The sequence below is a fragment of the Paenibacillus aceti genome (assembly GCF_003614185.1).
Lineage (GTDB): Bacteria > Bacillota > Bacilli > Paenibacillales > Paenibacillaceae > Fontibacillus > Fontibacillus aceti.
Window position 1 is genome coordinate 887,637 of sequence record NZ_KZ987724.1, and the last position, 12,910, is coordinate 900,546.

At 49.5% G+C, this 12,910-nt stretch carries 13 protein-coding genes; 10 read left to right on the forward strand and 3 right to left on the reverse strand.

Features of this window, described 5'->3' with window-relative positions; translation table 11 throughout:
- Positions 1-43: 43 nt before the first annotated feature.
- The 3 genes from BFJ94_RS04020 to pduL all read left to right on the forward strand — a co-directional run bounded on the left by BFJ94_RS04020 (position 44) and on the right by pduL (position 3,370).
- Positions 44-1,819, forward strand: coding sequence for a 2-oxoacid:acceptor oxidoreductase subunit alpha (locus BFJ94_RS04020; protein ID WP_120461437.1), 1,776 nt, complete (start codon positions 44-46; stop codon positions 1,817-1,819).
- Entirely contained in the window at positions 1,806-2,672 is an 867-nt protein-coding gene (locus BFJ94_RS04025; protein ID WP_120461439.1) for a 2-oxoacid:ferredoxin oxidoreductase subunit beta, read from the forward strand. Before BFJ94_RS04020 ends, BFJ94_RS04025 begins: the two co-directional genes overlap by 14 nt.
- Before the next feature lie 125 nt (positions 2,673-2,797).
- Positions 2,798-3,370, forward strand: coding sequence for a phosphate propanoyltransferase (pduL, locus tag BFJ94_RS04030; protein ID WP_120461441.1), 573 nt, complete (start codon positions 2,798-2,800; stop codon positions 3,368-3,370).
- A 73-nt stretch (positions 3,371-3,443) separates the two neighbouring features.
- On the opposite strand, the gene spoVAD is transcribed toward pduL, so the two are convergent.
- Genes spoVAD through BFJ94_RS04045 form a run of 3 tightly spaced genes read right to left on the reverse strand, consistent with a single transcriptional unit; the run spans position 3,444 to position 5,822 of the window.
- Complete coding sequence (gene spoVAD / locus BFJ94_RS04035; RefSeq protein WP_120461443.1) at positions 3,444-4,451, reverse strand: stage V sporulation protein AD; 1,008 nt, start codon at positions 4,449-4,451, stop codon at positions 3,444-3,446.
- Between the two features lie 2 nt (positions 4,452-4,453).
- A complete protein-coding gene (spoVAC, locus tag BFJ94_RS04040; RefSeq protein WP_120461444.1) occupies positions 4,454-4,942 on the reverse strand; it encodes a stage V sporulation protein AC in 489 nt (162 codons plus the stop codon).
- Positions 4,943-4,961: 19 nt separating this feature from the next.
- Entirely contained in the window at positions 4,962-5,822 is an 861-nt protein-coding gene (locus tag BFJ94_RS04045; RefSeq protein WP_120461446.1) for a DUF421 domain-containing protein, read from the reverse strand.
- A 174-nt stretch (positions 5,823-5,996) separates the two neighbouring features.
- On the opposite strand from BFJ94_RS04045, the gene BFJ94_RS04050 reads away from it, so the two are divergent.
- The 7 genes from BFJ94_RS04050 (at position 5,997) to BFJ94_RS04080 (ending at position 12,883) form a co-directional block, all read left to right on the forward strand.
- A complete protein-coding gene (locus tag BFJ94_RS04050; RefSeq protein ID WP_120461448.1) occupies positions 5,997-6,203 on the forward strand; it encodes a DUF1657 domain-containing protein in 207 nt (68 codons plus the stop codon).
- 217 nt (positions 6,204-6,420) lie between these two features.
- Positions 6,421-7,974 (forward strand): tRNA (N6-isopentenyl adenosine(37)-C2)-methylthiotransferase MiaB, encoded by a 1,554-nt coding sequence (miaB, locus tag BFJ94_RS04055; protein ID WP_120461450.1) that lies wholly within the window; start codon positions 6,421-6,423, stop codon positions 7,972-7,974.
- Positions 7,975-8,034: 60 nt separating this feature from the next.
- Positions 8,035-8,490 (forward strand): YlbF/YmcA family competence regulator, encoded by a 456-nt coding sequence (locus BFJ94_RS04060; protein WP_229716944.1) that lies wholly within the window; start codon positions 8,035-8,037, stop codon positions 8,488-8,490.
- A gap of 122 nt (positions 8,491-8,612) precedes the next feature.
- Positions 8,613-9,005: a PaaI family thioesterase gene (locus BFJ94_RS04065; protein ID WP_120461452.1), complete on the forward strand. Its 393-nt coding sequence runs from the start codon at positions 8,613-8,615 to the stop codon at positions 9,003-9,005.
- 86 nt (positions 9,006-9,091) lie between these two features.
- On the forward strand, positions 9,092-9,889 hold the full coding sequence (locus tag BFJ94_RS04070; RefSeq protein WP_120461454.1) for an NUDIX domain-containing protein: 798 nt from the start codon (positions 9,092-9,094) through the stop codon (positions 9,887-9,889).
- Between the two features lie 145 nt (positions 9,890-10,034).
- A complete protein-coding gene (locus BFJ94_RS04075) occupies positions 10,035-11,498 on the forward strand; it encodes a nicotinate phosphoribosyltransferase (protein WP_120461456.1) in 1,464 nt (487 codons plus the stop codon).
- Positions 11,499-11,875: 377 nt separating this feature from the next.
- Positions 11,876-12,883 carry a 2-oxoacid:acceptor oxidoreductase family protein gene (locus BFJ94_RS04080; RefSeq protein WP_120461458.1) on the forward strand — a complete coding sequence of 336 codons (1,008 nt, stop codon included), beginning with the start codon at positions 11,876-11,878 and terminating at the stop codon, positions 12,881-12,883.
- The last annotated feature ends 27 nt before the right edge of the window (positions 12,884-12,910 follow it).

Consider the following 12,910-nt stretch of genomic DNA (forward strand, 5'->3'; position numbering starts at 1 on the left):
CTCTATGTTTTTATAGTGCGATACGATTAAAGGGGTGGCGATCTTGATTAGTCAATTGTCTTGGAAGATCGGTGGGCAGCAAGGTGAAGGGGTTGAAAGTACGGACCGGATTTTTTCGACAGCCTTGAATAGACTGGGGTATTATTTGTACGGATACCGTCATTTTTCCTCGCGTATTAAAGGTGGTCATACGAACAACAAAATCCGGATTAGTACCAAGCCGATTCGAGCTATTTCCGACGACTTGGACATCTTAGTCGCTTTTGACCAGGAAAGTATCGATCTGAACGCGCATGAGCTCTGCAGCGGCGGAGTAATTGTAGCGGATGCTAAATTTAATCCGACGGTACCCGAAGGGGTCGATGCGAAGCTGTTCCCTGTTCCGATTACGAGCATTGCCGAGGAGCTGGGCACTTCGCTGATGAAGAACATGGTTGCTTCCGGGGCGTCTTGGGCTCTCCTGGGCTTGCCGCTGGAAGTGTTCAACAAGGCGGTGCAAGAGGAATTCGGCCGTAAGGGCCAGGCTATCGTTGACAAGAATATCGAAGCGGTGAAGCGCGGCGCTGATTTTGTGCTTGAGCTTGCCGGAGGACCGCTGGATCAATTCAAGCTTGAGCCGGCGGATGGCAAGCAGAAGCTGTTCATGATCGGTAATGATGCGATTGGATTGGGTGCACTTGCGGCAGGCTGCCGAATTATGAGTGCTTATCCGATCACACCAGCTTCGGAAATTATGGAATATTTGATTAAGAAATTGCCTAAGTTTGGTGGTACGGTGGTACAGACAGAGGACGAGATTGCAGCCATTACGATGGCCATCGGTTCGAATTATGCAGGCGTGCGTTCCATGACTGCCTCGGCGGGCCCAGGCTTATCGCTCATGATGGAGGCGATCGGACTTGCTGGAATGACCGAGACACCGGTAGTTATCGTCGATACGCAGCGCGGTGGACCTAGTACCGGGCTTCCGACGAAGCAGGAGCAGAGCGATATCAATGCATTGATCTACGGGACTCATGGTGAAATTCCGAAGATCGTGATCTCGCCAAGCTCGATAGAAGAATGCTTCTACGATACGGTCGAGGCGTTCAACCTGGCTGAGAAGTACCAGGTACCTGTCATTGTAGCTACGGATTTGCAATTGTCCTTGGGCAAGCAGTCCTGTGAAATGCTCGATTATAACAAGATTCAAATTGAACGCGGATATATTGTTAAGGATATTCCGGATCGTGAAGATAAGAGCATGTTCAATCGCTATGCGATTACGGAGAATGGTATTTCACCTCGGGTACTGCCTGGGGAGAAGAATGGCATTCACCATGTGACTGGCGTAGAGCATGATGAATCCGGACGGCCGTCAGAATCTACGGTCAACCGGAAGAGGATGATGGATAAGCGTCTTCGCAAGCTGGATGATCTGAAGATCACCAATCCGATTCATCTTCATGCTCCGCATACCGAACCTGATCTGTTGATCGTCGGTATGGGTTCAACGGGCGGCACAATCGATCAAGCTCGTCTGCGTCTGAATGGCGAAGGAATTACGTCAAACCATATGACCGTTCGTCAGCTTCACCCGTTCCCGACTGAGCTGATTATGGCAGAGATCAAGAAGGCTAAGAAAGTGCTTGTGTTCGAGAATAATGCGACCGGCCAATTAGCTAACTTGATGAAGCTGCACTGTGGTAACCATGATAAGATTCTGAATGCTCTTAAATATGATGGCAGTCCGTTCTTGCCTTCCGAAGTATTCGAAGAATGCGCAAAGGCCGCCGGCTATAAACCGCACGAGGAGTTGGTACAAAATGGCAACCTTTAAGGAGTTCCGTAACAATATCAAACCTAACTGGTGTCCAGGTTGTGGAGATTTTTCAGTGCAGGCCGCGATTCAGCGCGCTGCTGCGAACGTAGGGCTTGAGCCGGAGAACCTGGCCGTCATTTCCGGGATCGGCTGCTCCGGACGGATCTCGGGTTATATCAATGCTTATGGATTACACGGGATTCATGGGCGGGCGCTTCCAATCGCTCAGGGCGTGAAGCTGGCCAACCGCGACTTGACTGTAATCGCCTCCGGCGGCGACGGTGACGGCTTCGCGATCGGGATCGGTCATACGATCCATGCGATCCGTAGAAATATTAATATCACGTATGTGGTGATGGATAACCAGATTTACGGATTGACGAAGGGGCAGACTTCACCGCGCAGCGGTGAGGGCTTCAAGACGAAGAGTACGCCAGAAGGCTCGATTGAATCGACGCTCTCCCCGCTTGAGCTAGCCATTTCAGCGGGTGCGACCTTTGTAGCCCAATCGTTCTCCAGTGATTTGAAGCAACTCACTTCCCTGATTGAGCAAGGTATACAGCATGAAGGCTTCTCGTTAATCAACGTGTTCAGCCCGTGCGTAACCTTTAACAAGGTGAACACATACGATTGGTTCAAAGAACATATTACAAATCTTGATACGATGCCGGATTATGATCCAAGCAACCGCACGTTGGCAATGACGACGTTGATGGATACAGGCAGCATGATCACTGGCCTAATCTATCAGAACAAGCAGAAGAAATGCTATGAGGATCTGATCCACGGCTTTAAGCCAGAGGCGCTTGTGAATCAATCGTTGGCGCTCAGTGAGACCGAGTTTGACAATCTTGTAGCAGAATTCAGATAATTCGCCCGAAAGATATCCCTTTGTGTGAGGGATATCTTTTTCTTTTTGTACGGAAAGGTGTATAATAAGGGGCGATGTAAAAACGTCACACCCGTGATAGAGAAAAAACGAGGAGTGTTTACAAAATGAGCAAGACAGTACCTGTCGGCGTATCAGCACGTCATATTCACTTAACTCAAGAACATATTGAAGCTTTGTTTGGACAAGGCTACCAGCTTACCGAGTTCAAGCCATTGTCCCAGCCTGGACAATTTGCATCTAACGAAACGGTAGCAGTCATTGGACCAAAAGGCCAATTCGACAAAGTTCGTATTCTGGGACCTGCTCGTCCAGCATCCCAATTGGAAATTTCCCGTACCGATTCCTTCGCAATCGGCGTTAAGGCTCCGGTTCGTGAATCGGGAAAAATAGACGGAACACCTGGCATTAAAGTGAAGGGTCCGGCTGGCGAAATCGAGCTTGAAGAAGGCGTTATCGTAGCTGCCCGCCATATTCACTTCCATACCTCCGATGCTGAGAAATGGGGCATCAAGGATAAGGATCTGCTGAAGGTTCGCTTCGGTGGCGAACGCGGTATGATCATGGAGAATGTTATCGCTCGTGTATCCGATAACTTCGCACTTGATATGCATATCGATACCGACGAAGCCAATGCTGCTGGCGCTAAGAATGGCGACACTGCAGAAATCGTAGAATAATTAATCTTTATAAAATAAAAAGGGTCTCCCGCGATCTTAGAAGATCGAAGGAGACCCTTTTTAAATGCTAACATTACTCGCTCTCAATCGCTACAGCGTGAGCGATACAGGGGATGCTCTCTCCTTGCTGGTAAGATAACGGGGAGAGCAGGGCGCCGGTGGCGACGACGAGCAGGCGCTTCAATTCTCCACGCTTCATCCGGTTCAGCAGATGACCATAGGTCACGACAGCAGAGCAGGCGCAGCCGCTCGCTCCGGCCTGCACATTCTGTTTATCATAGTTGTAGATCATCATGCCGCAGTCCTGGTACGTCGTCTGATCGATCGGGAAGTTATGGCGCTTGAACAGCTCGCCAGCGATTTCATAGCCGACCTTGGACAGATCGCCGGTCACGATCAGATCATAGTAGGAAGGCTCGATCTGCAGATCGCGGAAATGTGCCTGAATCGTATCGACGGCGGCTGGCGCCATAGCCGCCCCCATGTTGAACGGATCGGTGATGCCCATATCGATAACACGTCCGATCGTTGCCGCAGTTACTCTAGGACCGCTGCCTTCCAGGGCCAGAACAGCAGAACCTGAGCCAGTCACCGTATATTGCGCGGTAGACGGCTTCTGTGAGCCGTACTCGGTTGGGTATCTGAATTGCTTCTCGGCACTGGCGTTGTGGCTGCAGGTTCCAGCCAGCGCATGCCTGGCCCCATTATAGTTCACGACATAGGCGGCGAGTGCAAGGCTCTCCATCGAGGTGGAGCAGGCTCCGAAGACGCCCAAATAAGGGATACTAAGCGTCCGGGCCGCAAAGCTGCTGCTTATGATCTGGTTCATTAAGTCGCCGCCAAAATAGAACTGAATCTGGTCCTTGGTCAGCCCGGCTTTCTCAATCGCTTTGCTCGCTGATTCTTCGAGCAAGCTTTTCTCCGCTTTTTCCCAGCTGTCCTGCCCTATATACATATCGCCATGAACGATGTCAAAATCATTGACTAACGGGCCCTGCCCCTCGAAGGGGCCGACGACCGTGGCTGTGCTGATGATCGCTGGTCTGTTCTCGAATACCCAGCTCTGATGGCCTTTAAGCATAATCAGTGACCTCCTCCAGCAAAATCAGGAATGAAGACGGCATAGAATAAACCGATGATAAAAGCGGCAAAGGTGCCGAATACGATGACAGAGCCGGCAAGCTGGAACATGCCTGCGCCCACTCCAAGCACGATGCCTTCTGCCCGGTGCTCCAGGGCAGAGGAAGCCATCGAGTTGGCGAATCCGGTCACCGGTACGGCTGTACCCGCTCCGGCCCATTGGGCGATTTTGTCATAGACGCCAAGACAGGTCAGAATGACCGAGATCAGCACCAGCACAGCAACGGTCGGATTAGCGGCCGTTTTCTCGTCAAATCCTCCGAAGGCGATGAACGCCTGGCGGATACATTCGCCGATCAGACAGATCAGTCCTCCAGCGAGAAAGGCGCGTAGGCAATTTTTAAGTACCGGGCGCTTCGGCTCTTTCGATGAAGCGAGGCGCTGGTATTGCTGCTGTGTGGGTGTCAGCTTTTTATTTTTCTGCTTAGCCATGTTTCGCACTTCCTTATTGTTATTGTATCAACAGCTGCCGGATATCATTAATCACGCGCTGTAACTGCTCAGAACAGGTTGTGTATATTTGCTTGCTCGTCTCGTTCTCAGTCGAGAGGGCGAACAGCTCCAGATCAGCCTCGCATTTCTTGAGCGTAGCCAGCAGCATAGGCTTCTCCTGTGGCTGCGGGATCTGGATTTGATCATCATACAGGTCGATATAGAGCTGGCCGTAGCCGTCTACCTGTCCGACATAGACGTTGTCGAGAGATACGCCCTGCTTCTCCAGCTCGGTATTCAGCCATTGCCGGCTGAATCCGGCAGTCGCCAGCGGCTCGTCCATAATTTTGCCATCGAGGATCACAGCCTGCGGTTCGGATTCAGCCGGTATTTTGATGCCCAACTGAGCTGGCGTAATCGGTTGATATTCATCCTTCAGCAAGACGTTAACTTCTCCATCCGGCTCAATAACGGCGAATTGCACTTGGGACAGCTTGAAGATGCTCTTCTTGCGCAGCTGCTCCAAGAGTTCTTCATTGGTCAGCTTCTCTTTTTTCAGATTATCCTCAAGAATTTTGCCGTCTTTAATTAGAACGGTCCCCTTGCTGTCGATCCAGTCTCGCGATTTCTTGCTCTTCATCTGCAGGAACTCGATTCCAAAGGAGACGAGGAACCAGGTTGCCATGGCTACGAGGCCGATGTACCAGTCCTGCTCATGGTCAATGGACAGATACGCTGCTAAGTCCCCTATGGTGATCCCTGTAATATATTCGAAGAAGGTGAGCTGGGAGAGCTGCCTTTTCCCGAGCAGACGGGTCATGATGAAGAGCACTACAGCGGCGCTTAAGGTTCTGATGATTATTTCCAGCCATATGGGCATAGCAAGAGGCTCCTTTCACCACATTGAAATGGACAGTTGTGTTAACCCAATTATGTGCAGCTGGCGTTATTTTACTAACACAATATATGGCAGGGACATGTATGCATTATGAAGCTGGAATATGGCAAAATTAATGCTTGTTCAAACTGACAATCGATTAAGGTGGTGAACAAATTGACCGTCGCATCCCAAGTTAAGACAACTTTAGCTTCCTTAAAAAGCGCTCAGGCCAGCCTGGAAACATTCGCTCTGAGTACACAAAACCAGGAAGCCAAGCAAATGTTCACTAATGCTGCTGCGCAAACTCAGCAAATCGTGGACCAGGTGCAAACCCGAGTGCAGCAATTGGAGCAGGAGGAGCCGCAATATAAAGGTTTTTAATAGTTCAAGGATGCAGAGAGAAGCTTCGTTCTTACAGGAACGAGGTTTCTTTTTTTGTGGATTTGCGCAGATTTTCTGCGGTTTAGGCGGGGCTATTTTACCAGAATCCAGGTGGATAAGCACTATAAATCATGTTATAATTTAGTGTAATGCATTTTTACAAGGTTGCTGAACCGCTTGGGTACAAACATAGATTAAAAGGGAGTGAGCCGACACCGTGGCTAAAGAAACCAAGGATTACTCCAAGTATTTTGATTTTTCGGACGCAAAAGTCATCTCGGAGGACGAACGAGGGAAGAAGATCAGAATCCGCGGACGGGAGATCCAAATCTTGTCGGAACCGAATAGCCGGATTGAGAAGCAGCGTGGCAAGGAAGAAATCAAAGTATTGTATGACAATATGGTCCCAGAGGAGCTCCGGCAGATTGGACTTGGCAAACACTATATTGTATACACATTTGGCTGCCAAATGAATGAGCATGATAGTGAGACGATCAAGGGTCTTTTGGAGCAGATGGGTTACCAGCCTACGGAGGATCGCAAGGAAGCAGATATTATTCTGTACAACACCTGTGCGATTCGTGAGAATGCTGAGGATAAAGTGTTCGGTGAACTCGGACATATGAAGGTACTAAAGATGGAAAAGCCAGATTTGCTGCTCGGCGTCTGCGGCTGTATGTCGCAGGAAGAGAGCGTTGTGAAACGGATTTTGCAGAAGCACGGTTTTGTCGATATGATCTTCGGAACGCATAATGTCCACCGTCTGCCTTACCTGATTCAGGAGGCACTGTTCAGTAAAGAGATGGTGGTTGAGGTCTGGTCCAAGGAAGGCGACATCATAGAGAACCTGCCTAAGAAACGCGAAGGCATGCGGGCCTGGGTGAATATTATGTACGGCTGCGACAAATTCTGTACATATTGCATCGTACCTTTTACGCGCGGGAAGGAAAGAAGTCGCCGGCCGGAGGATGTTATCGCTGAAGTGAGAGAACTTGCGCGTCAAGGCTTCAAGGAGATTACTCTGCTTGGTCAGAATGTGAACGCTTATGGCAAGGATTTCACGGATATCGATTACAGATTCGGCGATCTAATGGATGATATCCATAAGATCGACATTCCGCGGATTCGCTTCACCACCTCGCATCCCCGCGACTTCGATGATCATCTGATCGAGGTGCTGGCGAAGGGCGGTAACCTGGTGGAGCATATCCATCTACCGGTGCAATCCGGCAGCAGTGCCGTGCTGAAGAAGATGAGCCGTAAGTATACGCGGGAGAGCTATCTGGAGCTTGTTAAGAAAATTAAGACGGCGATCCCTAACGTGGTGCTGACCACCGATATTATCGTCGGCTTCCCAGGGGAGACGGATGAGCAGTTCGAGGAGACGCTGTCTCTCGTGCGTGAAGTGGGCTATGACTCGGCCTATACATTCATTTATTCACCGCGTGAAGGAACACCGGCGGCCGTGATGGAAGACAACATTCCGATGGAAGTGAAGAAAGAGCGGCTGCAGCGTTTGAATGATGCGGTTAACGAATACAGCCGTCAGCGCAACGATGCCATGCGTGGCGAAATCGTGGAAGTGCTGGTCGAAGGAGAGAGCAAGAAGAACACGAATATTCTGTCCGGCCGCACAAGATCGAATAAACTCGTTCATTTTGAAGGAAGCACCGATTTGGTCGGCAAGTTCGTGATGGTGGAAATCACGGAGCCGATGACTTGGTACATCAAGGGGAAGGTCATACCGGAGAGCATCTCTTCCGTGTCTTGAATGAAGGCTGACCTAGACCGACAAGTAACGACCGAAGAAGATTGATGAGGAGGGGAAACCTTGACGCAGCAACAACAGCATACAGATTGCGGAATTCCGAAATTCGATACCCGTGATCTGATCATTCGCGATGATATTATGGCTAAGGCGAAGGAATTGGCCGAATTGATCGGTACCAGCGAGGAAGTTCAGCAGTTCAGGCAAGCTGAGCAGCAGATCCAGAAGCATGAGAAGGTACAGAGCCTGATTAGCACCATCAAGAAGAAGCAGAAGGAAGTTGTGGCTTTTGAGAGCTTTCAGAACAAGGCGATGGTGGACAAAATCGAAGCTGAAATTTCGGCATTGCAGGACGAATTAGACAATATTCCACTCGTTACGGATTTTCAACAAAGCCAAAGTGATATCAATTATTTGCTGCAGCTTGTCATCTCGGTTATTAGCGATACGGTATCACAGAAAGTGAATGTGGAGACGGGAAGTAACTCGCCGGCAACGACTTCCGGCTATGGTGATTAATGAGGTAAATAAGTCGGTGCGGGAGTGCGCTTCCGCACCTTTTTATTGAGCATGGAATCGGCACCTTGATGAGGAAGTATGAATTAAAGATTTAGGATTTAGGATTTAGGAGGTAACGATTCATGGAATGGTCGGAAATTATGCTGAAGGAGCAAATGAGCTTCTCAGGCAATCTGGGAATGAAATTCAATCGGATTGAGAAGGAATGCGTAGAGATTGAACTGGAAATAAAAGATACGCATTTGAACTATGTGGGTATCGTACATGGCGGCGTTCTATCCTCGCTGATGGACCAAGCGATGGGTACGCTGGTAGGCGCGATCAAGGGACGTCTTGGAGTTACTACGCATTTGAGTGTGAATTTCTTGCATGCAGCCAAAGTGGGAGCGATCAAGACTTATGCTTATCCTGTGCATGAGACCTACCGCACGATGACCTGTCGTGCCGAGATTCGTGACAGCAATGATGAGCTCTGCTGTGTGGCCACCGGAACCTTCCGATTGCCTCGGGAATAAGCAGCGGGTTGCTTTTTATGGCATAAATGTATTTCTTTTATTGTTATTATCTTGGGGTACACTGATATATTATAACTGATGTGGTGATGGTGATCGTGATGAGTAAAGAACATGAGCAAGAGCGTGCCAATGGGGTGATGGAGGTCAAGAAATATCGGACACCGGATGGAATTCCAGCCGATATCGTGATGTTCACGTTGACTCGCCAGGAGAGAAAGGCCGCAACGAAGTCTTTGCCAAGGTTTGATCTGAAGGTCATGCTGATTCGCAGAAGAAGCTGGCCTTATGCTGGTGCATGGGCACTGCCTGGGGGGTTCTGTCAGGAGAATGAATCCCTGTATGAGACGGCGCGAAGAGAATTGAAGGAAGAGACTGGCGTGGATGGCCACCATCTGGAATATCTCGGTGTGTACAGCAGGCCAGGCCGGGACCCGCGTGGATGGATTATCTCCCATGCCTTCTTCGCCTTGGTGGAGGAAGGTGTGATCGAGAAGCGGCAGGCTGCCGATGATGCCCAGGAGGTTGGACTGTTCCCGGTGCGGGAGGCGCTTGATGATTTGCAATTGGCATTTGACCATCGTGAAATTCTTGAGGATGCTTACTTAAGGATACAACAGCAGATGCTTCATACGACGATTGCTAAGCAGTTCCTGCCTCCGCATTTCACACTGGGGGAGCTGTATCAAGTCATTCAGACGGTTGTTCCTGATTTTGCCGAGCTTAATTTTATCCGCAAAATCACTTCCACGCGCAGCCGCCAAGGTATTCTGGAAGAGGTGCGCGATGAGAACGGCAAGCCGATGCTGTCTAATCAATATTCGCAGCGTCCGGCCCAACTATATCGATTTACTGACTTTACACCGCAGTTATCGATCTATACCTAAGTTTTAATGTGATTTTGACAACATATGACATATAGATGGTGCTCGACATTGCTGAACAGAAGGTATATTCTTAAATAAATCTAAGGGCAGAAGGAACCACCTGCTGCCTTTTTTTGTCATCAGGATTGTTAGGGGGACGAGGACCATGTATTGTACAGAGATGGCGTTACATACGGATAAATATCAAATCAATATGATCTATGCTCACTGGCTAAATGGGACCCATCTTAAGCAAACCGTATTCGAGGCTTATTTCCGCAAGCTGCCGTTCGGCAATGGGTATGCGGTATTCGCCGGGCTGGAACGGATTGTGAACTATATATCCAATTTGCAATTTACCGAAGAGGATCTCGATTATTTGGCGATGCAGGAAGAGAATTATAAGCCAGAATTTCTGGATCTGCTGCGTAATTTCCGCTTCGGTGGCAATGTCTATTCCTTCGAGGAAGGCGCTCTGTGCTTCCCGAATGAGCCGCTGATTCGCGTCGAGGGTACGATTATGGAGACGCAGCTCGTGGAGACTGCACTACTTAATTTCATGAACTTCCAGACCTTGATCGCGACCAAGGCGTCCCGGATCAAGAGCGTGGCTAAGGATGATGTGCTGATGGAATTCGGTACCCGGCGGGCGCAGGAAGCGGACGCCGCGATCTGGGGAGCGAGAGCTACATATATTTCCGGCTTTGATGCGACATCGAATCTGTTAGCTGGCAAAATATTCGGCATCCCGACCAAAGGGACACATGCGCACTCCTGGGTACAGATCTTCGACTCTGAAGACGAGGCCTTCGATATCTATGCCAGGGCGCTGCCTGATCAAGTGTCGCTCCTGGTCGATACCTTCGATACACTGGAGAGCGGAGTACCGAATGCGATCAAGACGGCACGTAAGCTTGAGGCGATGGGCAAGCGGCTCGGCAGTATCCGCATCGATAGCGGCGATCTCGCCTATCTGTCGATTAAGGCTCGCCAAATGCTAGACGATGCCGGGCTCCCTTATGTGAAGATCGTGGCCTCTAATGATTTGGATGAGAATACGATCTTCAACTTGAAGGCGCAAGGAGCCAGGATCGATTCCTGGGGCGTCGGTACCCAGCTCATTACGGCGGCTGATCAACCAGCGCTTGGCGGAGTGTACAAGCTGGTCGAGCGCGAGCATAATGGCGAGATGGAGCCGACGATCAAGATTTCCGGCAATCCGGAGAAGGTAACTTCTCCTGGCAAGAAGGATGTGCTGCGCATCGTCAGCAAGGAAAGCTGTAAATGCATAGCCGATTATGTCTGCTTCCCGCATGAGAAGCAGGCGCGAACCGGCGGGAATTTACGCCTCTTCGATCCCATGCATCCTTATATTAAGAAGACGGTCAAGGATTATGAAGCGATCCCGATGCTGCAGCCGATCTTTGAGCGGGGAGAGCTCGTCTATGATTTACCGGCATTGGAGGATATCAAAGCTTATCATACGCAGCAGCTGGATATGTTCTGGCCAGAATATCTGCGCAAGCTAAATCCTGAGATCTACAAGGTCAGACTTAGTCAAGAGGCTTGGGAGCTGCGGCAGCGGATGATTGAGGAACGGCTCAGCTTGCATGAGGAAGAGGGACGATAGGGCAGGTCATTCTTTGATTTCCCTCTATATATAGAAGATACTTATTATGAAAGACTGCTAGATAAGTGTGAATTCACTTGTTTGGCAGTCTTGTTGTTGTCAGCTGAGTAATTATTTCTCGGGAAAGCGCAAAAATCGATTTTTTTAGAGGTTTGAGCGCTCATTTCTATCCACAGATTGTTACGAGATTCGACAATACTTAAATTTTGTGACAATCCGGGTAAAAAGGTCAAAATGAGATTGTCCATATGACATTTGTTACATTCGTCACACTACTTCTATGATAAATTGAAAAATTAAGTAAGGTCTATTTATTTTAAAATAATTACTGATTTACGTCGTTATGATCTCGCATTTGCGAAGAAGGGAGCTATGACGTGGTACAGTTGCCAAAAAAGAACAAGCTTGGTTTTTTTGAGATTCGCTTGGAGTCCATTGGAGGGTTAGGTGCCAATCTGGCGGGCAAAATGCTCGCAGAGGCTGGCGTGGAAGGCGCGGGCTTCAACGGAGTTAGCTTCTCTTCCTATGGTTCGGAGAAGAAGGGCTCGCCGGTCAAGGCGCATATCCGCTTCTGTGATCTGGATACTCCGATCCGGGACACTTCACCGGTAGAACGCCCACATATCGTGGGGATATTCCAGGAGGCGCTGGCCAAGACCGTAAATGTGATTAGCGGTATCTATGAAGACAGCACCGTTCTAGTAAATTCACGGAAAACTCCTGAAGAGCTGCAAGAGAAGATGAAATTGCTCGGCGGTACGATCGCGGTGGTCGATGCAACAGGAATCGCACTTGAGGAGAAGAACCGTGTTAATATGGCCATGCTAGGCGCATTATTCAGACTATGTCCCTTCCTTGATCCGGATACGATGAAGGATGTTATTCGTAAGTCGCTAGAGAAGAAATATCCGCAGACCGTTGCCCCGGCGCTGGCTACCTTTGAACGCGGCTATCAAGGGGTGGTCTTCAAGACCTTTGATTTGCCGGAAGGAGCAAGTATGCCGGAATTTGTACGGATGGACACGCCAGTGCTTGGCTATGAAACTCAGCCCATCGGCGGTATTATCTCAAATCCGGGCAATAGCATTTTGAAAGATTTGAGCATTTCCCGCTCCGGGATGATGCCGCATTTCGAGGCTGCGTCTTGTATCCACTGTGCCCAGTGCGACAATGTGTGCCCTGATAACTGCTTCGTCTGGGAGGAACTCCCGGATAAGAAGGGCAGACCGCAGATGTTCCTGAAGGGCATCGATTATCAATACTGTAAAGGCTGCCTGAAATGTGTTCATGCTTGCCCGACGGATGCGCTCTCGAAAGAGCGTGAAGAAGAAGGCTATGCGGAGGAACATCGTGTTCCCCATTTATTCGATCTGGCCATTCAATAAATCAGAAATAGAAAGGCGGTAACATTG

What these genes read in the sequence shown, in the direction of transcription:
- BFJ94_RS04025 (WP_120461439.1), top strand. Translation starts at nt 1,806, where the DNA reads ATGGCAACCTTTAAGGAGTTCCGTAACAATATCAAACCTAACTGGTGT.
- pduL (WP_120461441.1), top strand. Translation starts at nt 2,798, where the DNA reads ATGAGCAAGACAGTACCTGTCGGCGTATCAGCACGTCATATTCACTTA.
- spoVAD (WP_120461443.1), bottom strand. Translation starts at nt 4,451, where the DNA reads ATGCTTAAAGGCCATCAGAGCTGGGTATTCGAGAACAGACCAGCGATC.
- spoVAC (WP_120461444.1), bottom strand. Translation starts at nt 4,942, where the DNA reads ATGGCTAAGCAGAAAAATAAAAAGCTGACACCCACACAGCAGCAATAC.
- BFJ94_RS04045 (WP_120461446.1), bottom strand. Translation starts at nt 5,822, where the DNA reads ATGCCCATATGGCTGGAAATAATCATCAGAACCTTAAGCGCCGCTGTA.
- BFJ94_RS04065 (WP_120461452.1), top strand. Translation starts at nt 8,613, where the DNA reads ATGGAATGGTCGGAAATTATGCTGAAGGAGCAAATGAGCTTCTCAGGC.
- BFJ94_RS04070 (WP_120461454.1), top strand. Translation starts at nt 9,092, where the DNA reads ATGGTGATCGTGATGAGTAAAGAACATGAGCAAGAGCGTGCCAATGGG.
- BFJ94_RS04075 (WP_120461456.1), top strand. Translation starts at nt 10,035, where the DNA reads ATGTATTGTACAGAGATGGCGTTACATACGGATAAATATCAAATCAAT.